We start from the raw sequence: 24,365 nt of genomic DNA on the forward strand, positions 1-24,365 counted from the left end.
CTAAATTCATCTGTATGAAATTTACGCATTTTCACGTCCACTCCCAATATTCCATTCTCGACGGAGCCGCCAGTATACCCGGTTTGATTGAAAAAGCGACAGCCGACGGTATGACGGCTTTATCCCTGACCGATCATGGCAATATGTTCGGAATTAAGCTCTTTTACGATACTTGCCGTAAAAAAGGGATTAAACCCATATTGGGGTGCGAAGCTTATGTGGCCCGGGAATCTTTATATCATAAGGAAAAACCCATCGACCGCTCTGGAGAACACCTTATTTTACTAGCCAAAAACCAACAGGGGTATACCAATCTGGTTCAACTTTGTTCCGTTGCTTTTATTGACGGTTTTTATTATCGTCCCCGTATAGACAAGGCCTTACTGGAAAAACATCACGAAGGACTGATCGTCTCTTCCGCCTGTCTGGGAGGTGAAATATCCCAAAAGATTATGGCCGGAAATATCGCCGGAGCAGAAGCCGCTGCAAAATGGTACAAAGATCTGTTCGGAGAAGATTATTATCTGGAAGTGATGCGCCATCCGGCAACGGATCCCAAATTAAGAACTGAAGTATACGAAAATCAGGAACTTTGCATCAAGCATATTCTTCAAATTGGTGAAAAACTGGGTATTAAAGTCATTGCCACCAACGACGTACATTTTCTCAACGAAGAGGATGCAGAAGCGCACGACATGCTGATCTGCCTGAATACCCGAAAAGATGTCGATGACCCCAATCGCATGCGTTATACCCGCCAGGAATGGTTTAAAACGACAAGCGAGATGGTAGAATTATTCAAAGATATGCCTGAGGTTATTGAAAACACTCAGGAGGTCGCCGATAAGGTTGAAGAGTATCAACTCGATTCTGATCCCATTATGCCGGTTTTTCCCATTCCACTGGAATTCGGTACAGAAGAAGAATACCGGAAGAAATTCTCGACGGAAGATTTATTCCAGGAATTTACCCGGAATGAAAAAGGAGAAGTCGTGATGTCTGAAGAAGAAGCGGCTAAGAAAATAAAAAAATTAGGCGGCTATGAAAAGCTTTATCGAATCAAGCTGGAAGCGGACTATTTAAAAGCTTTAACGATGAAAGGAGCCGTTAAACGTTATGGGGAAGAGCTGTCGCCGGAATTACGGGAACGTTTGACTTTTGAACTTCACATCATGAAAACGATGGGCTTTCCAGGCTATTTTTTAATCGTTCAAGATTTTATTCAGGCAGCCCGCGATATGGGGGTAATCGTAGGCCCTGGCCGGGGATCAGCAGCCGGCAGTGCTGTAGCCTATTGTCTGGGGATCACCAGCATAGACCCGGTAAAATACGATTTACTATTTGAACGCTTTCTGAATCCGGACCGTATTTCACTACCGGATATTGACGTAGATTTCGACGATGACGGTCGCCAGCGTGTATTGGAATGGGTAACCCAAAAATACGGAGCAGACAAAGTCGCCCACATTGTTACCTTCGGCAGTATGGCCGCCAAAATGGCTATTAAAGACGTAGCCCGCGTATTGAAACTGGACCTCTCAGAAGCCAATCGGCTGGCAAAAATGGTTCCCGAAGCACCTAAAATGACCTTAAAAAAAGCCTATAAGGAAAATCCGGATTTAGAAAAAGAAAAAAACTCACCGAATCCCCTTATTGCTAAAACCATTCAGTTGGCAGAAATCCTGGAAGGTTCTGTACGTCAAACAGGAGTACATGCTTGCGGTATACTGATCAGTAGAGACCCTCTCACAGAACATATTCCGATTATGCCTACTGAAGGAGAGAGTTTAATGACTACCCAATACGACGGACATTTTGTGGAACCGATCGGCTTAATCAAGATGGACTTCCTGGGTTTAAGAACCCTTTCTATTATCAAGACTTGTTTGGAAAATATTAAAGCTTCCAAGCATTTAGAAATAGACGAAAATCAAATTCCGCTGGACGATAAAGCCACCTTCGAACTTTTCTCCCGGGGAGAAACGACCGGACTGTTCCAGTTTGAGTCGCCGGGTATGAAAAAGCACCTCAAAGCGTTACAACCCAACCGTTTTGAGGATTTAGTCGCCATGAATGCTCTTTACCGTCCGGGGCCGATGGAATATATACCCCAGTTTATAAAGCGGAAACATGGGGAAGAACCGATTGTTTACGACCATCCCATGATGGAACCTTATCTGAAAGACACTTATGGGATCACGGTCTATCAGGAACAAGTCATGCTGCAATCCCGGGCTTTGGGTAATTTTACCAGGGGTATGTCGGATACCTTACGAAAAGCCATGGGTAAAAAACAAATCGATACGATGAATAAGCTGAAAGACCAGTTTATTCAAGGTTGCCGAAATAATCCGGAATTTGTCAAAGGTTGCCAGGAGAAAGAGAAAGATGTAGATACTTTAGTAAACAAAATCTGGGGGGATTGGGAGGCCTTTGCCTCTTATGCTTTTAATAAATCACATTCGGTATGTTACGCTTATATCGCTTATCAAACCGGTTACCTAAAAGCACATTACCCGGCAGAATTTATGGCGGCCAACTTGAGTAATAACCTTTCCCAGATTGAAAAAGTTACGGTATTCATGGACGAATGCAAAAGGATGGGTTTGAAGGTATTGGCACCGGATGTGAACGAATCCTTTAACGATTTTATGGTGAATAGTAAAGGAGATATCCGCTTCGGTATGGCAGCCATTAAAGGAGTAGGAGAAGGAGCAGTAGATAAAATCATCGAAGAGAGGACTAAAAACGGTCCTTATAAAGACGTATTTGATTTCTTCGAGCGGATTGATTACAAAAGCGTAAACCGGAAGACACTGGAGAATTTAGTTGTAGCAGGAGGACTGGACAGTTTTGGTTACCACCGGGCTCAATATTTCCAGCAAGTAGACGCTACGACGACGGTATTGGATACTCTGATTAATTTCGGACAGAAAAACCAGAAAGACAGTCTGAATCTGCAGGTATCCCTTTTTGGGGGAATGGAAGGCTATGAAGTAGCCCGCCCGAATATTCCGCATTGCGAACCCTGGACAGAGCTGGAGAAATCGAAAAAAGAAAAGGAATTAATCGGGATTTATTTAACATCACATCCTTTAGACCCCTTTAAACTGGAAATAAAAGCACTGTGTACCCCTTTGGAGGAACTCAGCAGCAATCTAAATGTTTATCGGGAAAAAGAGATCACAATAGCCGGAATCATCATTAATAAGCGGGAAGGCAAAACCCGAAAAGGAAATGATTTCGGCATTCTGACAATAGAAGATTTTAGTGGAACCTACGAATTACCATTTTTTGGAGAAGATTATATTAAATATCGCAACTATTTTATTCTGGAAACCGCTATATACATCAAAGGAAAGGTTCAAGCCAAAAAATGGAGCAATGATCCGAACGAGCTTACTTTTAATATCAATAGTATCGATTTATTAAATGTCATTGGAGAAAAACTGATTAAATCCATTACGTTAATGGTGGATATCAGTCAGCTAAATTTAGAAACGCTGAATGAAATAAACAATCAATTTATCCGGAAACATGCTACCGATAAAAACACGGACGCTGTTCCTTTAAATTTTATACTTTACGATCAAAACGGGTATAATGTAAAAATGTTCTCAAGAAGTTGCAAAATAGAACGTTCGAGAGAATTATACGAATATTTTGAAAATAATGATGCTATTAAAATGAAAATTAATTAATTTCGCAGGGCAAAACCGTCAGATCTTGTAAATAAATAACAAGACAAAACGAACCATAAAATACCATTCAGCTGGGAAATGACCCCAAAGCTCATTTCCCATTATATATTAAGACAAATATGAACTTTTAAAATAATTATTATGGCTATAATTGTTAATGATTCTAACTTTGAAGAAGTAGTATTGCAATCGGAACTACCGGTTTTAGTAGATTTCTGGGCAGAATGGTGCGGCCCTTGTAAAATGATGATGCCTATCGTAGAAGAAATTGCTACCGAATACGCCGGTAAACTTGTTGTTGCAAAAGTCGACACAGCCAGTAGTCCCGGTACAGCAGCACGCTTCGGCATACGTCATATTCCGACTATTCTTTTTTTTAAAAACGGAGAAGTAGTAGAAAAACAAGTAGGTGCTACTCCTAAAACAGCCTTGGTAGAAAGAATAAAAGCAATCTTATAAGAACCTGTGTAAAAGGATTTTTTGTATAAGTTAGCGTTCCTCCAACCTCAGTAGCAAAATTTTTCAGTCTTTCGAGGGGCAAACTCGGCTCTGTTACACAACTATAAATTAAGGCTATTTGTTTTGCCAATCTGCATCGAACGGATCCGGCTCCAGCAAAGAACGCTAATCTTCAAAATACGCCAGAGTCATTTCACGATTTCTCAATAAAAAAGTGGATTTAGAAATTTATTCCTAAATCCACTTTTTCTTTCAGATCCTTTCGTAGAAGGATGTTTCTCTCCACCAATTTATTTACTTCCGCTTAGCCCCGAAACGATATCCTACAGTCAACCGGTAAGTATTTTTCAGTGCACTGTCGGAATCAGCCGACAACCAAGAAAAATCTCCCGTAATATTGCAAATATTCAATCCGCAACCTACAGTCGCATAATTTTCTCCACCTTTATCTTCATCGGCAAAATGATAACCTCCTCTCACGGATACCAATTGTTTAAAAGTATACTCAGCTCCTACTCCCCCACTAAATAATTCGCTGCCGGAAGGAATAAGCTGATAATTCAGATCGACTCCACATAACAACTGATGACTCTTTGAAAACGGAAGAGAGAGAGAACCGCCTAATTTGGCTACCCCTGGTAAATCATATTTCGTATCGGCATATTTTATTTTCGTTCCAATATTGGCTACCTGCAAACCAACTGTCCACACAGCCCCTTCTAATAAAGAAGTTTTACGATGGTAATACAAACCCAAATCAAAAGCCACAGCAGAAGCTGCATCCGCCATACCCATATCCGAATGAATATAATGTGCAGTAAGAGCTAGAGCAAAATTTTTAACGATAACTCTGGAGTATCCCAGATCTACTGCCCATTCATTGGGCTCTGCCTTACCTGCCGAATTTCCATCCTCATCTATAGTCTCTATCGAAGGATACGTTAGATAACGAAATCCGGCTACAATCCCTTGTTTTTCTCCAATCTTAAAAAATCCACCTCCTGTATGGAAATCATAACCCGATACTTTATCCCTCATCCAAGGAATATAAGAATAGGCAATAGCAGCCTTTTCACGAGCAAACACAACAGCTGCCGCATTATGATAAAAAGCAAAAGCATTTGTCGGCAGAGCAACCCCTATTTCTCCCATCCCTCCCGAACGTGCATCCGGAGTAATTTTCAGAAAAGATACAGCTCCCGAATCATTTTGCTGGGCAGATACCTTTAAAACGGAAAAAACAAAAATACATAAACTAATATATAGAAATTTACACCACATAATTTTTACAATTTAATTACATTATTTTTATACTCTTTTCCTCCATAATTAACAACGACCAAATAGGAACCGCCACTCAATTTACTCATATCAACAGCTACCGGGGCATAAGGATTAATAGCGGTATTTTCTTTCACCACTGCTACACCGGCAGCATTATAAATATTAACCTTTATCGCTCCTTCTACATTTTTACCCATCCGGATATTCAATTTATCTGCTACCGGATTCGGATAAAATTCTATTTCTTTGGAGTCATCGCGAGAAGTCAACATAAAACTTGAAGTACAAGCTGTTTGAGAGTCTTTAGCCGATACCGTAATTTTTACGGTTCCGTATTTTAAAGCAGTAATCGTCAATATTCCTTCCTCACTGACTTCCGCTTTAACAACTCCGCTCTTATCCATACTCACTTCATAGCTTAACCTCTCTCCGTCTTTATCTTCGAAATATTCAGCCAATGTGATTTCTTGACGGGAACCTAATTTTCCAAAATACAAATTACTGAATTCTTTTATAAGCTGAGGAGGATTATTCACCGTAGTTCCACTTATATAAGCAGCCTCGGAAACATTTCCCCAAGCATCCACGGCAACAACCGCCATATAATAAGTATTTCCCACCTTCAAATCAGTGACCGTAGCTTCTACCTTATCCCCTACATTTCGATCTTCGATATCCACCGTTTTTCTCTGTTCTGACGGAAGCGTATTTAAATTCACTCCAGACAAAGAAGTGGTACTCCAATAAATTTCAAAACCAGATGGTTTGCCATCGTCTTCATCTTCCGGCACAGTCCAAGTTAAATCAGCAGAAGTAGCTCGCCAAGCTACCTGCAAATTTCCCACTTGCTGAGGAGGAATCCCGGCCCCTCCCCCTAAAACCAAAGCCGCATCGATATAGCCAGAGCCCATTTTGCCTTGATAAACAGGATTATAAGAATCAATATCTTTCACTCCTTCTACTAACATCTTCCTCAAAGCATCAGGAGTAAAACCAGGCCCTCCTTTTTTAGAAACCACCAGAGCTGCAATCCCGGAAACATGAGGACAAGCCATGGAAGTTCCTTGCATATACCCATAACCATTATCCGGAAGAGTACTCAATACCATACATTTATCCGTATATTTATATCCTAATCCCTGTGTCCCTCCAGGAGCTGTAACATCTACCCAATCGGCATAATTTGAATACCAAGCTTTTACATAATCCGGAGCAATAGAAGCTACAGAAAGTACTTTCTGGTAAGAAGCCGGATAAGCCAGATAATCGTCATCTTCATTTCCCGCAGCAAAAATAACAATTCCTCCTTTCATAGGACCTACCTGATTTCCGTTTTCGTCTATACCCGCATAATTAATGAAATAATCAATAGCTGCCCGGGTAGCTCCGTCCATGCTGGTATGGTTTCTATCCGGATATTGAAATCCCCAGCTGTTCTGAGAAATAACGGCACCGTTATCCGCTCCGTATTTTATAGCAGCAGGTAGCAAACTTGAACCCAAATCTTTCTCCGGATTCGAAGGATTTGGTTTGAAAATCTGGCAACTCATCAAACGTACCCCATCCCCATGGCCACTTCCACCTGCAACCCCACATACTCCCTTGCCATTATTATTCACAGCAGCAACCGTTCCGGCAACATGGGTACCATGCGAATGAGGGACAATGGTCGCGCTATTATCGACAAAATTCCATCCATAAACATCATCTTTATATCCATTGCCATCGTCATCTTTCCCGGACGTCCCATTCTTTTCGGCCGTGTTTACCCATATGTTAGCCGCTAAATCTTCGTGATTTATATCAATACCTCCGTCTACAATCGCCACAATCACATCCGGAGAACCATGCGTTATCTCCCACGCTTTAAATAAATTGATATCCGCTCCTTTCTTGGAATAAGCCAAAGTTCCATCGTTTTGATAATGCCATTGATCTTGTAAAAGCGGATCGTTCATCGGCAAAGATGAATTCGCCACCATCGCCTTATACGTTTCTGCCGGCACAATTTTATTCGTATTTCCTATCTGTACAATCTTGCGAATCGGTTCTACGTAATCGATTTCAGGAATATCGGAAAAATCCGATACTGCACGCGTTGTGGGTATCTCTTCATCATAATAAACATTATACCATAAATGTAAACCCGCTTTCCTAGTTCTGGCTTCAAATTTTCCCGCATCAGGAAATAATCGTTCAATCCTAGAAGCCCCTAATTGGGCCGCAATTTCATCCAGACGCCCAATTCCGGTTTGTGCTTTACCATCCACCGAAGACAATTGTATATTCGGTTCTGCACTGGTTTTCAAACGGATTCTTATACAACCCTTCAGGTAAGCATCTTCATTCAAAACCACTTCTCCTGGTTCCTTTTGCAGATCGTTTTCCCTAAACTCATCGTCCTGACACGAAAACAGGAAAATAAGAATAAATACGGCAAATAATTTAAATTTCATACTTTAGTATTAATATTGGTTTAAGTTTGTTATTTTTTAATTCGCAATTATACACAATTATTATCGAAAATATACTAAAACCATCCAATTTTTTAAAAAAGAAAAATCGGATAAAAGGACCTGAAACAATTTTTTACGAAAACGTTTATAAAGCTAAACCGAAAAATAAAGTACAAACTTTTTCCAGAAAAAAAGCCTTGAAAGAATATTCACCTATTCATTTATTAAAAATGGTGTAAATACTTTTTGTATTTATACCCTTTCTCAGAAATCCAGGGTCACTCTGTTTTCACCCATAAAAAATGCTCACCGGATAAACTCCTTAGGACTCTACCTTTTGATAAGCAAACCCGCAACAAAATGACGGACCCGGAAGGATACAAAACACCCTATATATTCTTAAATAAACATTGTATTGAGATCATTATTCACTGCAACGGCAAAATCCCCAAAAGTACCGGCATCGGTAAACAACCTCTTTCCCGGGATATCGGCGGTTGTATTAGAGGTCCGGATGGTAAATACGGCGCTATTGTCCTATCTAAGGGCACCCACTCTTCCCTCTCATTATACGGGCCGGAATATAAATAATCGAAATCATCCTCACAAGCAGAGAATAGAAAGGCAAGGAAAAATAAAAATATATCAATTTCATTTTCATATTTTATCCGTTTAAGAGTATTAATCGATTTTTGTCCAGTAAGCAGGGGTGCAGAAAATAAAAAAAGAACAGTAAACAAAAAACATATATGTATATTTATTATAAAATATATTAAATAAATACAATATTTTGAGGATTTACTGAAAAAGATAAGCTGCTTAGTAAGCAGGTGACAAATTCAAAAAAATCCTATTACAATATGAATTTTAGAATTTTAAGAGATAATAGTTAGGGGAAATTCATCATTATTTATTTCAAATTTGAAAATAAATATTCATTTTCAATTTAATTGTACAATATGAATTAATATGATAATTATAAAATCATTATAATTACAATTTATAGTTAATTAATTATTTACATAAATTTGTAATATATAATAATTAAAATGAATTAAATTATCAAACAATATCACAAATGAAATCCAGTAAATATACTATTTACAGTCATTTATAGAACTATTTTTTTGTAATAAATCTCCTATTAAAACAACATCTTAAAAGAAAAATAATTTATCTATATTTAGATTTATTATTCAATAAAAATGAAACAATTTAATTTTATCAAAAAAACCTATTTTATAAAAAATACAAGGCTTATCCAGCCTAAATAAATTACATAATTATTCAAATATGGAAAATTTTCAGCAAAAATGTTGGAACTGATAATATTTTACATATATTTGTATTGTTGTATATATATTGAATTAATATTTTCTTAAAAAGTCTTTCTTTACATAACGACAATAGTATACTAACAACTAAGTAGCATATAATCAACTACTTTTGAATTTGTCACCTGCTTACTAAGCAAGTATGCATTAAAAAATATTTCCATTTGTTAAATTTAATATACACAATATGATTTAATCTTAAAAACAAACCGCCTAAATGATGTCTAACTTAAAATTACAATGTATGAGAAAATTAATCGGACTATGTGTATTCCTGATGATGTTGGGAATACAGCTTAGTATGGCCCAGGAGAGGCAGGTAACCGGTACGGTTACAGATGCCTCTGATGGTACGCCGCTCCCTGGAGTAACTATCGTTATCAAGGGAACAAGCACAGGCACATCGACTGACATCGATGGTCATTATGCTTTAAATGTTCCGGGAGATGTAGTGTTAGTATTTTCTTTCGTCGGCATGAAATCTCAGGAGATTGCTATTGGGACAAAAAAGGTGATTGACGTAAAACTGGAAAACGAAAGCATGCGTATGGACGAAGTCTTGGTAACCGCCATGGGATTGAGAAGAGCAGAAAGGGGGTTGGGATATAGCGTTGCAAAAGTGGATGCCGACGAAGGAGTACAGAAAGCAGAACCGGATATTTTACGGGCTTTGGATGGAAAAATTCCAGGAGTTGTCATCAATGCTCCTTCGGGAGCGGCAGGGAGTGCCACTCGAATTACAATAAGAGGAAATTCTTCTTTTTTAGGAAATAACCAACCTCTTTATGTCGTAGACGGAATTCCCTATAGTAATAATGAAACGACATCCTCAAATCAGGCCAGTGAGGCCGGAGGTGCATACGGAAGCGGACTTTCTACGCTGGACCCGAATGATATTGAAAGCATGAGTGTTTTAAAAGGAGCGGCAGCTTCTGCTCTGTACGGATCGCGTGCTGCGAATGGGGTAGTATTAATTACGACTAAATCCGGTTCCAAAAAAACCAATGCACAAAAAGGTCTTGAAGTGACGCTTACAGGCTCTTACACTATTGAAACCATAGGTAAGTTACCGGATTATCAAAACAAGTACGGAACAGGTAATAATTTTATTCCAGGAGGTGCCAACGGATCTTGGGGAGCAGATTTTGCAGAGGTAACAGAAGTACCTTTGGATATATACGGAGGAGGCATTTACAGAGCCAATTATCCGGATTTACCGGAAATGGTTCCTTATAAAGCCTATAAGAACAACGTAAAAGATTTATTCCGTATCGGAGGTATTTACGAAGGATCTTTGAATATTTCCCAAGTAGGAGAAAAGGGCAATTTCAACACTACTATTTCCCGAATGAAACAAGATAGTTATATTCCACATGCCGATTTCGAAAGATATTCTATCGGCGTAGGAGGGAACTACGAATTATCAAACGGATTACGTGTAGGCGGTAATTTATCTTATTCCCGGACTATTCAACACGGTCCGATGTACGGAAATAACCAGTCCAGCGGTATCGGAGCTTCCTCTTTCGCCCGCGCCCTCATTCTCGGACGCAGCTGGGATATGTCACTCCCTTATGAAACTCCTTCCGGCGGCTCTCTGTTTTTCGTAGGAGATCAAGCCGATAATCCTTTATGGTCCTGGAAAAATAACAAAATTGAAACCACGATGGACCGTACCGTTGCTAAGATAAATCTGGGATATGATTTTTTAAGCTGGCTATCTGTAGATTACACTTTGGGTATCAACGATTACAAAATGGACCGTAAAGAAGTTTTAAATCTGGGATCCCGGGCATTAGGAGGAAAAGGCCGTATCCTGACAGATGAATATACTACACAGGAAATCGAATCTACTTTGTTGATCAATATTAATAAAGACATCACCGAAGATATCGGCTTTAAAGCCACCCTCGGGAATAATGTCAATCAATTAACCGAAACCCAAAGAAAAATAAGCGGTCTGAATATTATGTCCCCGGGGGTATATAATCTGGAAAATACAGAATCTCAAACAGCCGAGGAATACTATTCCCGCAGAAGTTTATGGGCCCTTTTTGCTGATATAACATTCGACTTCAAAAACTATCTGTTCTTGGGAGTAAGTGCCCGCAACGACTGGTCCTCTACCCTGCCCAAAGACCACAGAAGTTATTTCTATCCTGCCGTAACAGCCTCTTTTGTATTTACGGATGCTTTCCATATCAATAGCAATGCATTGAATTTTGGTAAAATTCGGGCAAGTTGGGCTAAAGTAGGAAATGATGCCAGTCCTTATTACAATAATGGCACTTATCTGTTAGGACAACCTTATCTGGGACAAGCTCAAATGGCACTACGCGATGTAAGATTCGACCCGAAATTAAAACCGGAGTTTACATCGGAAGTAGAAGTCGGACTGGATCTGCAAATGTTTAACAGCCGGCTGAACCTGGATTTTTCTTATTATAACCGCAACAGTACCGACCAGATTGCACCTTTAAGTCTGCCTTATTCTACAGGTTATACCAGTTATTACACCAATTTCGGTAAGATGAACAATCACGGGCTGGAAATCGGATTGGATGCTACTCCTGTCATAGCAGGTGGCTTTAAATGGAATTTATACGGAACCTTCTCTAAAAACTGGAGTGAAGTCAAAGAATTAATCAACGGAGTAGAAGAAATTACTGTCGGCGGAGCTTTTTCCACTCCCAAACCGGTATTGAAGGTAGGAGAGCCTTACGGAATTTTAAAAGGGACTAAATTAGCCAGAGATGAAGAAGGAAATTTGCTGGTAGACCCGAATTCAGGAGCTTATTTGATAGCGGATGAAGAAGGCATTATAGGCGATCCGAATCCCGATTTTAAAGCCAGTTTAAGCAACACTTTTTCTTATAGGGGATTTTCATTTAATATCATGTTTGATTTACAATATGGCGGTTGTATGTACAGTACTTATGTGACCGACCTATTGGGAAGAGGGGTTACCAAGGACACAGAAGACCGGTTGGGCACCCGTATTCTTCCGGGAGTATTAGGAGATCCGACGACCAAAAAACCTTTATTGAATTCCCAGGGCCAAAAGATTCCGAATTATGTACAAATGACGGAAAGTGATTTATACTTTGTAAGCAGTTCCTCGGTTTCCACCTTTGCTATCAACGGTGTAGACGAAGTTGCTACCTACGATGCGACAGTACTTCGTTTGAGAGAATTATCCCTCAGTTATGATTTTCCTAAAAGATGGCTGAAAAAAACCTTTTTAGGAAGTGCCAGCCTCTCTTTTGTCGCCCGCAACCTGTGGTTCTATGCACCGAATGTACCGAAACATACCAATTACGATCCGACAGCGGGTAGTTATGGCGGAGGAAATGTACAGGGTATCGATTATACCTCAGCACCTTCAGCCAAACGTTATGGGTTTAACCTGAAGTTGACATTCTAAATACGAGACGATATGAAAATAAGATATTTTACCAAAATATTTACGGGAACGTTAATATTGCTTGCCACAAGTTGTCAGAAAGATTTTCTGGATATTAACACCGACCCGAATCTGCCGACCACGGCAGAGTTGCCGAAATTGCTCACGAACGTAGAATACAACGCCGGCATGACGTTTGCTCCGGGATATTATATGGGTTCTATACTTCCTTCTTACGTTCACCACCTGACTTCCCGGGAAGTGGATAATTACGGAATCTCAGCCACTGCTGCAAACCTAGGCAACACCTGGTTGCAAGCATATGTATCCACGCTAAAAAATGCCGATGCCGTAATTATGTCAGCCGAAGCGGAAGAGAATATGATTTATGCAGGAATCGGTAAATTAATCAAAGCTTATGTGTTTGCCGGTTTGGTTGATCTGTGGGGAGATATCCCTTATAGTGAATTTAACGTAGAAGCAATTACAGCCCCCAAAGCAGATGCCAGTCAGGATATTTACAACAACCTCATCAGTCTGATTGAAGAAGCCAAAGCGAACCTGAACGACACAGAAGCAGCCAATTTATTAAAACCCAAAGATGCGGATATTATCTATAAAGGTGACGTCGAAAAATGGATCCGCATGGCCAACACCCTTGAACTGAGACTGTTAGTTCAATCCCGGAAAGCAAAAGGGGAAATTACCGATTGGTCCGCTAAATTGACGGCTTTACTGAACGAAAACAATTTCCTGCAAAATGGAGAAGATTTCGAATTAAAACATTCGGCACAAGATAATCCGGATGAACGAAATCAAGCGTATGTGGATGAATATTTAGGCGGACAAAGCACCTATTATATCAACCCCTGGTTTTACGAAATTATGTCTGGCAAAACCTATAATGCGAAAGAAAATCCGTTTGCCGGTATCACGGATCCCCGAATTCCTTATTACTGGGTAAATCAGAAAAGGGCGACAGATGAAGCTCAGAACGAAACAGATTACCGTGACGGAGCTTTTATTTCCATACTTATGGCCTCTAACTCCTCTGCGGCAGGTAATGACCAAAGAGCCACCTCTACTTTTATCGGTATTTATCCCTGTGGCGGGAAATATGACGACGGGCAAGGCGGAAAATGCGACCAGAGTGTAGGGAATGGGATTGCTCCGGAAAAAATGATCCAAGCTTATTCCGTGCCTTTTATGTTAGCAGAACTGGTTCTTGCCGGAGAAATTGCCGGAGATGCCAAAGCCTATTTACAGGAAGGAATAGAGAAATCCGTTTACCATGTAAACAGTGTTTCGGTAGCCAGCAACGCAACTGTACCGACAATAGGCGGTGAAACGTTAACGACCTTTCTGGAAAACATCATGAAAAAATACGACGCTGCCTCAGCAGAAGGCAAAATGGAAATTGTAATGACGCAAAAGTGGATTGCTAATTTCTTCAACAGCGTAGAAGCTTACAATGACATCCGCCGGACCGGTTATCCCAAATTATTTGCTCCGGAAAACGGAGAAGCCATTTCTCCTTATTTGAAAGACAAAACGCCCACTGTAGGTCCACAAATAGTACCTTTAAAAGGCTTAAACGCCTTCCAGAGAATTATGTGGTATCCAAATAGTGAAATCAGCCGGAATTCCAATATTAAAAATACCGGACGAAATGTCTCTAGTTCAAATGTATTTTGGGATAAATAGCTTTTAATAATATTAAATACCAGAGATATGAAACATATAAAAACAATATTCATAATAGGTTTGTTTGCCATCGCTTTTAGCAGTTGCGACAGGGATCTTCCTTATCCACTGGACGATGTTAAAAGAGGAGTCGCTATCGATGTCACTCGCGTAGAAGGCACGGATGGCGTACTAAATGCAGGTACAACTGAAGGGAATTACAAAATTAAGCTGCAAATTCCTTCTCAACAGGGAGATTACAGTTATATGAAAAATGCAGAGCTGATGTGTGTATACACCAACGCCGCTAAAGAAATAAAAACGGTCATCGTAGAAGATCAGATCACTACTTTTCCGGTGGAAATTACCCTGAATATGGAAAAAATCTGTCAACAACTCGGCATAGCAAGTCCGGAATTAGGTGATAATATGAGCTTTACTGCCAATGTTGTTTTAAACAATGGCTTTGTCGTGCCGGGCTGGACTTCAGAAATGGGGTATAACAATAAATTATTTACCGGCTGGCAGATCGGCAGCCGCACATATTCCTACCGGGTAAGTTATACCGCTTTCTGTCCTTTTATAGAAGAAAATTTTATTGGTCCGGCCATATGTAATGAAGACGGAACAGAATATCCCGTAAACGTAACGGCTTTAGCGGACGGCGATTTACCGGAATCCCTTCCGGAAGGGATATCTGAAAGCGATTTGTTCGGAGTATTGATTACCGATATCTGGGATACAGGAGGAACGCTAAAAGTGTGGATCAACAAAGTAGACTATTCCCTCATTATCCCCGCACAGATGGTATGTGCCGGTTGGTATCAGGGACTGGATTTCTGGCTGGGTTATTATACCCCTGCCACGAATGCTCAAGCTTCCACCTGCGATAATGCACTTTCATTTACGCTAAGTGCTGATGTGCCGGACGCCGGAGGAGGATTCGGAGACGTATCTTATCTTATTACTGTCACGGGTGAATAAATAACGAATCCTTTTCCTCACTCATAGCAGGGTTTATCCTTGCTATGAGTTTTTTAATTCACATTTTTCTTTTCCTTCTTTTTCTACTTTCCCCGCCATCTCTTTACCCACCCATCGTTTTATGCAAAAATTATTAAATGCTTCTAAAATAATTCATTTCTTTAATAATTTTTTTAGTAAGTTTTGTTACTTTTGTAATCAATTATTTTCCTAAACAAAAGAAAATGCTATCGACAAACAAAAATTCATTACCCGGTTTAAAAGAAAAAAGATACCAACAAAAAAAAGATATCATCGGCTTTCTTTACAAAATGGGAGAATTGTCCAAGCCTGAAATATGCCGCCTAACAAATATGACGACTCCGACAATTAGCAGAATGATCGACGAACTAATTGAAGAAGGTTGGGTAACTGATCAGGGACAGGGAATGTCTATCGGAGGTAAACGACCTCACATTTTTTCATTAAATCCGGATGCTGCCTATATCATGGGTGTAGATGTGGGACGGGAACATTTAAAAATTGCTATTTTCAACCTCCGGAAAGAAATTATCGGCGAAATAAAAATATACCGTTCCGTACTGGAAGACGAAAAAACAAACGAAGAAAACTTACAATATATTCAGGATAAAATTAACCAGACTCTTTCCGAGCTCAATATCTCCTATAAAAAAATAAAAGTGGCAGGATTTGCCATACCCGGACTCATTGATAGCGATGGTAATTCATTTACTTATTTTGTATACGAAGATACCAATATTAAAAAAGTACTGGAAAAGATGCTGGGTATCCCCGTATTCATTGACAATGATTCCAAAGTGATGGCCTTGGCCGAACATACTTTCGGCGTAGCAAAGGGTATTTCCGATGCCTTATGTATTAGCGTAAATGAATGTATCGGATTAGGGATGATTTTAAATTCACAGCCTTATACCGGTTATAAAGGAATGGCCGGGGAATTCGGCCATATCCGGATATCCGGATTAAACGGACAGTGTTATTGCGGGAAAGTAGGTTGCCTGGAAACAGTAGCTTCCGGAAGAGCTATCGTCAGAAACGCCAGGGAAGCTATACAAAAAGGTACCAAAACAGCTATTCAGACGCTTGCCAAAGACGAAGAAATCACCTTAGGTATGATTATTAAAGCAGCCAAACAAGACGATATCTTTGCCATCGACTTACTTCAAAAAGCGGGAGAAAAAATCGGAGAAGGAATCTCTACCCTGATTCATTTATTCAATCCCCAAGTACTGGTAATCGGAGGAGAAATGGCCGATTCCGGAGACCTTATCATCGCACCGATCCAACAGATATTGAACAAATATACGCTTACTCGTCTAAAAAATCAATGTGAAATTAAATTGAGCGATTTGAACTCTCATTCCACCATTATGGGTACCTTGATGCTCGTCATGAAAAATCTTTATTACGATTCGGAAAGCAATTTTTCACTCTATTAAAGAGAATACAATAGCCGTAGAAATAAAAACTTATATAATATCCAACCTATGTTAATGAATACATACATCGCTACCGGTGAAGGAGCCAACAGGTATGAAAAGATACCCGTACAGATTTACGAAGAACCGGCCACAGCCGTCGTTACAGTTGCGAAAGAAATTGCCAATTTAATCCGTTCTAAAGCAGAAAAAAACGAAAAATGTGTACTGGGACTGGCAACTGGTTCATCTCCGATAAAGTTATACGAGGAATTGGTGAGAATGCATAAGGAAGAAGGACTTTCTTTCCAAAATGTCATCACCTTTAATCTGGACGAATATTTGCCGATGCCTAAAGAATCTGAACAAAGTTATCACTACTTCATGCATCACCATCTATTCGACCACATAGACATTGACCCAGCTAATATTCACATCCCCGACGGGACACTAACATCCGAAGAGATTGAAAAATTCTGCAAAGCTTATGATCAGCAAATAGAAAGCGCAGGAGGCATAGACCTTCAAGTCCTGGGAATCGGTAGAACCGGACATATCGGTTTTAATGAACCGGGCTCCCTACCTACTTCCACAACCCGCATGGTTTATCTGAACGATCTGACCATACAAGATGCAGCAGGAGATTTCGGCGGAAAAGATAAAGTTCCGACCCGGGCAATTACCATGGGAGTCGGTACTATTTTAAAAGCAAAAAGAATTGTTTTACTGGCATGGGGCGAAAAGAAAGCTTCTATCATTAAAGAAACCGTCGAAGGAAGTGTGTCAGACAAAGTACCCGCTACCTTCCTGCAAACCCATCCGAATGTAGGATTTTTCATCGATATCAAAGCCGCAGAAGAATTAACCCGGGCAGACCGTCCCTGGCTGGTAAGCAAGGTGAAATGGAACGACAAACTGATTCGGAAAGCCGTTATCTGGTTATGCCAAAAGGTAAATAAACCTATCCTGAAAGTAGAAAACAAAGATTATATGGACAACGGGATGAGTGACCTCATCAAAACGTTCGGTTCTGCCAATAAAGTGAATATACAGGTTTTTAACGATCTCCAGCATACCATCACGGGATGGCCCGGAGGGAAACCTCACGCAGACGACACAACGCGTCCGGAAAGAGCATTCCCCTATCCGAAACGGGTATTGATTTTCAGCCCCCACCCGGACGACGATGTCATTTCGATGGGCGGAACTTTTGCCCGCTTAGTCGAACAAGGACACGATGTACATGTAGCTTATGAAACTTCCGGTAATATCGCCGTACTGGACGATTATATTTATCAGCAAATGGATATTGCCGCAGCTTTTACTCATCTGGTAGGAGGAGATACCCAAACGATGGACGCCGCTTTTGAAAAAGTAAAACAAATTATAGCTGACCGTAAACCGGAAGACGATGAACCGGAAGAATTACTCCCTTTCAAAGGAGCTCTTCGCCGGGCAGAAGCAAGAGGGGCAGATCGGTACCTCGGTATCCCTGAAGATCATGTACATTTTCTGAATCTACCGTTTTATGAAACCGGTTCTGTGAAGAAAAAACCCTTAAGCCAGGCAGACATCGATATCATCGTAAAATTACTCAGAGAAGTACAACCCCACCAGATCTATGCAGCCGGTGATTTAGCAGATCCTCACGGGACACATGGCGTATGCCTTGATGCCATTTTAAAAGCTTACGACATTGTATGTGAAGACGAATGGTTTAAAAATTGCTACACCTGGTGGTATAGAGGAGCCTGGATGGAATGGGAAATTGAAAAAGTGGATATGGCAGTGCCGATCAGTCCGTCTGAATTATCCATTAAACGGAAATCCATTTATAAACACGGGTCTCAAAACAATGGCCCCGCTTTCCCCGGTGATGATCCCCGCGAATTCTGGCAAAGAGCGGAAGACCGTAACCGGAATACAGCCGATATCTATAACAAATTAGGAATGGCGGAATACGAAGCTATGGAGGTATTCGCCCGCTATATACATAAAAAAGGAACCAAATAATTTTACTACCGGAAAGGAAGGGCCTTCATAAAGGCGATCCTTTCCGGTTCTCCATTTAAAGCAAATAATTTCTAAATAAGGAATTTTCAAATCTAAACATTATGAAAAATAAAACTACACTATTAATTATGGCCGCCGGCATGGGATCCAGATTCGGCAGCCTAAAACAAATTACTCCCTTGGGGCCTCATAAAAAAGCCCTATTACATTACACTATTTACGACGCAGTACAAGCTGGATTTGATAAAATTGTCTTTATCATCCGGGAAAGTTTTGCTGAAGAATTCAAAAATTTCGTCGGGAAATATGCCGAAAATTTAGTAGAAACGGTTTATTGCTATCAGGATATGAATAAACTCCCCGGTGGGTTACCCCCGATTGAAAGGGAAAAACCCTGGGGAACAGCCCACGCGATCTGGTGCGCCAAAGACGCTATTCACGAACCTTTCGCCGCTTTAAACGCCGATGACTTTTACGGAAGCGACGCATTCGTTAAAGCCCATGATTTTTTAGCAGCAAATCAAAATGAAAAAGAATATTGCCTGATAGGTTACCGCTTAGCCTCTACCTTATCAGAAAACGGTACAGTCTCCAGAGGTGTCTGCGAAGTAGATAAAGATTATTATCTGACAGCCGTCACAGAGTGTACCAAAATCGGTACATTGCCGGATGGCACCATTAAAGACGAAGAACTAGGCAGAGTGCTTAACCCTGACGATGTAGTTTCTATGAATTTCTGGGGATTCATGCCTACGGTTTTCGGAGAAATTGAAAAACAATTCCAGGAATTTTATCCTCAAAACAAAGACAACTTGAAATCCGAATTTTATATTCCGAAAGTTGTCGATCAGGTATTAAAGGAAAAAGCCGCTAAAGTAAAAGTATTGAAAACGGATGCCAAATGGTTCGGGATAACTTATAAAGAAGATACTCCCGGAGTGAATGCCGCATTAGCCGCTTTCGACGCAGAAGGCAAATACAGCAACTTATAAAATAATCCCGGGAAAGGGGGGAAGGGAGTAGTTCCGGAAATAACGCCTTCCCTCCGTCCCTGAAGATTATTTTGCAGAAGGAGTTTTCTGTTCTTCAAAACCAGACACCGGAATATTCAATTTTTCTATTGCTTTCTGCAATTTTTCCGGGGTATTTTTATCGGTCCGAAAAGTAATAGTAACCGTTTGTTTCTCCAGATTTACATCTAAATTTTTTACGCCTTTTTCAAAAGGGATATTCTTTTCCACTTTCGCTTTACAAGATTCACAATGTAAAGTAGCGTGATAAACGATGGTTTTTACCTCTTTATTCGCAGCTTCTGCTTTTGTCACCCAGCAAAAAGCCAACATCAATAAACATACAATTTTTAGTGTTTTCATCATTCAAGTCAAATTTATTATTCAAGTTGTAACTTACATTTTCTATTCCCGATCGATGGCAAAACGTAATCCGATATAAAATTTACGTCCATGTATAGGTCCCCAAATCTGGGAAGCATCAAATTCTTGGCTCCAGGGAGCATCTGCCGCTATTATCGGATGTTCCTGCATAAAATCCCCTATATTTTCACAACCGGCATATATACTCCATTTCCGGAAAAATTTCGTGACCTGAGCATTCATCAGCTGATAAGATTCAAAATTTCCCCTCTCACCAGGTAATCTCCCAGAACCATTCAGTTGCATCGTAAAATCGAACTGCCATTTTTTCATATTTGTATAATACGAAAAATTGATCAATCCTTTATACCTACTTTGAAGAGGGGTACGCATGAGCTGCCGTTCTCCATTTTCTCCGACATACGTTACCCGGGCATCGTTGTAACGATAAGCCAATAGCATATCCAGACGGGGAATCAATTCGTACCGGACTTCCGCCTGATAGCAATTTGAATAAGATTTCCCCTGCAAATTGTAAAAATTAATTTTACCGGGAAAAGTCTCATTATCGGCCATAACCTGACGGGAAAAATTCGTCCGGTAATAATCTAAACTAATATTTAATATACGGTCAAAAAGAATAAATTTCCGGTTGAAAAGAACTCCAAAATTCCAAGCCCTCTCCATTTTCAATTGTTTTAATTCTTCCGGATGACTCACCAATAATTTATTATTTACATATACAGAACGCCCGGAAGCTAACAAATAACTGTTTTCAGCCAATACATTCGCCCAGCGACTCCCTTGACCGGCAGAAAATTTTAAAGTAGTCAGTTCATCCGGAGCATACGATATATGAAAACGAGGAGTTACAAAACTGCCGGCTATGTTATGGTAATCATACCTCAAACCGGCCATTAATGTCAATTTTGTCCAAAAATGTCCCGTATATTGGAAAAAAGCCCCTCCGACTTTTTCCTCCCGGGTCCAGTATACCGGATCCGTCCGGACAAATTCCATTCCCCTCAGCACATAGTCGTTGAAATTTTCTTTATACCGATCATAGTTGAAAGAAAAACCGGTAGAAAATTTCTGGTCCGGATTGTTTCCGAAAATAGACTGATAAATATAGTTGACAAAGAGAGAACGTTGGCCGGCATCATACTCCCGGGCTCCGTAGTATGCATCCTGTGTATGATCCGTATAATTTATCAACAAGGCCATACTGGTATTTTCATATTGCGGCATCAGATAACCTATTTTCAGAAATCCTTCATAACGTCTGGATGTTATCCCTATTCCATACAAATTACCCTCTCCTATTTTTGATCGCATATTTTTCCGGAATCCTTTCTGCCCTCCCAAACGATCTTCATCCAGAAGTTTTCCACCAAACTGTAAAAACCAGGTATCAGTTTTATAAGCCCATCGGTTCATCAAATTATACTGAGTCTTGCGAGGCATATCCAAAAAACCATCACGATGCCCGTCGTGGGATTGATTCATCCAGTCCCCATGAGCCAAAATAGCTGTACTCCACTTATCATTTAAGCGAATTCCGGTATTCATGTTAAACTCGACCATACCTTCATCACTTCCATACAAGTTTACAAATAATTTTTCGGAATCTTGCGGTTTTTTATAATCGACACTGATCTGCCCGGCAATGGCCTCGTATCCATTAATCACCGAACCACTTCCCTTAGAAACGGATATCGCACTCATCCAAGGCCCCGGAATATAACTCAATCCATATAAAGCAGAAACACCCCGGAAATTGGGCATATTTTCCGTCATCATCTGTACATATTTCCCATTTAAACCCAATAGCTGAATTTGTTTGGCTCCCGTAACAGCATCTGCATAGGATACGTCTACGGAAGCATTGGTCGTAAAGCTTTCTCCCAAATTACAGCAGGCTGCTCTGCACAATTCCTCTCCCGTAATGACTTGTTCAATCAAAGGACTACGAGTATTGATAATGGTACCCGGTCCCCGTTTTACCACATTTACTTCATCCAATTCCTGCCCGCTTTTCAACACCACTTCGACATAATTATCTTCCGCTCTAACTGTCAACGTATCGGAACGATAACCGATAAAACTCACCACCAGTTTTGCCCCGACTCTCTTTTCTATACGGAACTGTCCCTCCTGATCCGTAGTAGCCCCAACTGTCGAACCTACCCAATATACATTAGCACCCGGCAAAACATTTTTTACTCCTGCATTCTCTTCCCAAACCCGTCCTTCTAATTGTTGTGTATAGGCCAACCGACCAATACAACAAAAAAATAAAATACATAAGAATTTCATCACGAATCATATTAGCAATAACACATTTCAAAACGACACACCCCTCCCGGCTATTTCTTCCGGAAATAGCTTATTGCCCATATTTAACAAAGATAAGTACACAACCACTCCAAAGGAGGAGCCTTCGTAAAAAAATCGTACGGAAACAAAAACAACGATTCTCTAAAAACGAAGCCAGAAGAAAAATCAAAAACAATTTCCTCCGGAAGAGCGGCAATGAAGGAGAAAGTAACACCCCTCTCTACCTGAAATAAATCCGAAACCCGGTAAAAAGAATGACGACTATCCGTATGATGACAGGCATTCTTTTTTTTCGCACCACATTTTTCATCAGAAGATACAGCCGTTTTCTGTATCGGACAAGTCTTCACCCGCTGACAACAACACAGCTCTTCTTGAGGAAAAATATCTACAAACACGTAATCTCTATTGCAAGGAGCACAACGGAACTGGGAAATATTTACCCCAATCATTGCCCCCAAGACAATAAGCAATATAAAAAGATTTCCTATTTTAATCATCCACTTCCGCATCATTCACAAAAATATCCTTTAAATTCTGGATTACAAAATTCCGGAATAAGAAATAATATCCCTTCCCCTTCCTTAAAATTCTTTTTTCCCCCTTCAGAAGAGAATCCACTACAAATTTAAGCAGTCCCTTTTAGTTTTTAATGGCTATTTTTCTACCTTTGTACGTTCACAATTTCAAATTTATAGCCTATCATGATGATTAAAAATATTTTTTTTACAGGATTTATACTTCTAACGCTTGCCGCCTGTCAAAAATACAATGTAAAGATAGAGGGAAATATCGAAGGTGCTGATAAACAACAAATTTATCTGGACCAGTTGAATGTGGGGGGTATAGAAACCATCGACTCGGCAAAGACAAACCGGGCCGGACAATTTTCTTTTAAAATGAATGTTTCTTTACCCACTTTTTATATGATCCGGATAGGGAAGCAGCAAGCAATTACTTTACTGGCTGAACCGGACCAAAAAATAAAAATAAACGGGGCACTGGACCAACTTAAAAGTAATTATTGGGTTGAAGGTTCCGAAGGTTCTCTATGGATCAAATTATTGAACTTTCAGTTGAACCGGACTCAGTCTGCCCTTGATTCTTTGAGAAACGTCTATAATGCTCTTCCGGAAAACAAAGAATACGATATCCAACGGACAACTGTTGCTGCGGAATGGGATTCTGTCCTGATAAATCAAGTGCGTTTTTCCCGGAATTTTATAGTACAACATGCCATTTCGCCGGCCTCTTATTATGCCTTGTACCAGAAAATAAATAATGACAATTTCATCCTCACTCCGGAAACAGACCTCCAGTCGTATAAGATTGTGCTTTCTTCCCTGTTAGCGATGTACCCGGAATCTCAATATACAAAAGCCTTAAATGCGCATTACGAAAAAATCCAGAAAGATCTGCAAGCACAAAAAATGAGAGCATTGATTCTCCACTCAGAGAATAGTCTGCCGGAAATCAACTTGCCGGATATTAACGGAAATCTGGTTTCATTCAATGCTTTAAAAGGCAAATACATTATTCTGGATTTTACAGTACTTGCAAGCCCGGAAAGCGTAGAATACATCAAAGCCTTGCAAGCTGTATATAACAAATTCCACCACAAAGGAGTAGAAATTTATCAGGTATGCCTGGACCAAAACAAGCTTTTGTGGGAAGAACTTGTCCGGAAATACGACATAAAATGGAAATGTGTCCGGGATCCGGAAGCCCTCAAAAGCAAAGCTGCCCGGGATTTCAATATACAGGAAATTCCTTCCAATTACATCATAAACAAAGATTTTGATATTGCAGGCAAAAATCTTTACGGAAAACGTATGGAAGACAGACTGCAGGACATTATAAATAAATAACCTTCCTTCCGGGATTTTACACAGAAAATAT

General features: G+C 40.1%; 15 protein-coding genes. 10 read left to right on the plus strand and 5 right to left on the minus strand.

Features of this window, described 5'->3' with window-relative positions:
• Positions 1 to 14: 14 nt before the first annotated feature.
• Positions 15 to 3,701 carry a DNA polymerase III subunit alpha gene (dnaE, locus tag HMPREF9449_RS13220; protein ID WP_009137768.1) on the plus strand — a complete coding sequence of 1,229 codons (3,687 nt, stop codon included), beginning with the start codon at positions 15 to 17 and terminating at the stop codon, positions 3,699 to 3,701.
• 141 nt (positions 3,702 to 3,842) lie between these two features.
• Entirely contained in the window at positions 3,843 to 4,160 is a 318-nt protein-coding gene (gene trxA / locus HMPREF9449_RS13225; protein WP_009137769.1) for a thioredoxin, read from the plus strand.
• Between the two features lie 294 nt (positions 4,161 to 4,454).
• Here trxA and HMPREF9449_RS13230 read toward each other — a convergent pair whose 3' ends face one another.
• Both HMPREF9449_RS13230 and HMPREF9449_RS13235 read right to left on the minus strand, forming a co-directional pair.
• Positions 4,455 to 5,441: a PorV/PorQ family protein gene (locus HMPREF9449_RS13230; RefSeq protein WP_009137770.1), complete on the minus strand. Its 987-nt coding sequence runs from the start codon at positions 5,439 to 5,441 to the stop codon at positions 4,455 to 4,457.
• A 5-nt stretch (positions 5,442 to 5,446) separates the two neighbouring features.
• The gene (locus HMPREF9449_RS13235; protein ID WP_009137771.1) at positions 5,447 to 7,900 is read right to left on the minus strand and encodes a subtilase family N-terminal domain-containing protein; all 2,454 of its coding nucleotides are present in this window, start codon (positions 7,898 to 7,900) and stop codon (positions 5,447 to 5,449) included.
• 360 nt (positions 7,901 to 8,260) lie between these two features.
• Here HMPREF9449_RS13235 and HMPREF9449_RS13245 point away from each other — a divergent pair, with 360 nt between their 5' ends.
• From HMPREF9449_RS13245 to HMPREF9449_RS13275, 7 genes are all read left to right on the plus strand, one after another.
• Positions 8,261 to 8,491: a hypothetical protein gene (locus tag HMPREF9449_RS13245; RefSeq protein WP_040611954.1), complete on the plus strand. Its 231-nt coding sequence runs from the start codon at positions 8,261 to 8,263 to the stop codon at positions 8,489 to 8,491.
• Positions 8,492 to 9,478: 987 nt separating this feature from the next.
• Positions 9,479 to 12,658: a SusC/RagA family TonB-linked outer membrane protein gene (locus tag HMPREF9449_RS13250; RefSeq protein ID WP_040611956.1), complete on the plus strand. Its 3,180-nt coding sequence runs from the start codon at positions 9,479 to 9,481 to the stop codon at positions 12,656 to 12,658.
• Positions 12,659 to 12,670: 12 nt separating this feature from the next.
• Complete coding sequence (locus tag HMPREF9449_RS13255; protein WP_009137773.1) at positions 12,671 to 14,341, plus strand: SusD/RagB family nutrient-binding outer membrane lipoprotein; 1,671 nt, start codon at positions 12,671 to 12,673, stop codon at positions 14,339 to 14,341.
• 27 nt (positions 14,342 to 14,368) lie between these two features.
• Entirely contained in the window at positions 14,369 to 15,304 is a 936-nt protein-coding gene (locus HMPREF9449_RS13260; protein WP_009137774.1) for a hypothetical protein, read from the plus strand.
• A gap of 224 nt (positions 15,305 to 15,528) precedes the next feature.
• The gene (locus HMPREF9449_RS13265) at positions 15,529 to 16,764 is read left to right on the plus strand and encodes an ROK family transcriptional regulator (protein WP_009137775.1); all 1,236 of its coding nucleotides are present in this window, start codon (positions 15,529 to 15,531) and stop codon (positions 16,762 to 16,764) included.
• 48 nt (positions 16,765 to 16,812) lie between these two features.
• Positions 16,813 to 18,756 carry a glucosamine-6-phosphate deaminase gene (gene nagB / locus HMPREF9449_RS13270; RefSeq protein WP_009137776.1) on the plus strand — a complete coding sequence of 648 codons (1,944 nt, stop codon included), beginning with the start codon at positions 16,813 to 16,815 and terminating at the stop codon, positions 18,754 to 18,756.
• Positions 18,757 to 18,857: 101 nt separating this feature from the next.
• A complete protein-coding gene (locus tag HMPREF9449_RS13275; RefSeq protein WP_009137777.1) occupies positions 18,858 to 19,748 on the plus strand; it encodes a sugar phosphate nucleotidyltransferase in 891 nt (296 codons plus the stop codon).
• A 66-nt stretch (positions 19,749 to 19,814) separates the two neighbouring features.
• Here HMPREF9449_RS13275 and HMPREF9449_RS13280 read toward each other — a convergent pair whose 3' ends face one another.
• The 3 genes from HMPREF9449_RS13280 to HMPREF9449_RS13290 form a co-directional block, all read right to left on the minus strand.
• Positions 19,815 to 20,132 carry a heavy-metal-associated domain-containing protein gene (locus HMPREF9449_RS13280; protein ID WP_009137778.1) on the minus strand — a complete coding sequence of 106 codons (318 nt, stop codon included), beginning with the start codon at positions 20,130 to 20,132 and terminating at the stop codon, positions 19,815 to 19,817.
• A gap of 39 nt (positions 20,133 to 20,171) precedes the next feature.
• Positions 20,172 to 22,445: a TonB-dependent receptor gene (locus HMPREF9449_RS13285; protein WP_009137779.1), complete on the minus strand. Its 2,274-nt coding sequence runs from the start codon at positions 22,443 to 22,445 to the stop codon at positions 20,172 to 20,174.
• Positions 22,446 to 22,528: 83 nt separating this feature from the next.
• Positions 22,529 to 22,981: a hypothetical protein gene (locus HMPREF9449_RS13290; RefSeq protein ID WP_009137780.1), complete on the minus strand. Its 453-nt coding sequence runs from the start codon at positions 22,979 to 22,981 to the stop codon at positions 22,529 to 22,531.
• Between the two features lie 189 nt (positions 22,982 to 23,170).
• Between HMPREF9449_RS13290 and HMPREF9449_RS13295 the strand changes: the two genes are divergently transcribed.
• The gene (locus HMPREF9449_RS13295; RefSeq protein WP_009137781.1) at positions 23,171 to 24,334 is read left to right on the plus strand and encodes a TlpA disulfide reductase family protein; all 1,164 of its coding nucleotides are present in this window, start codon (positions 23,171 to 23,173) and stop codon (positions 24,332 to 24,334) included.
• Positions 24,335 to 24,365: the final 31 nt, after the last annotated feature.

Origin of the sequence: Odoribacter laneus YIT 12061, assembly GCF_000243215.1 — a bacterium.
Classification (GTDB): Bacteria; Bacteroidota; Bacteroidia; order Bacteroidales; family Marinifilaceae; genus Culturomica; species Culturomica lanea.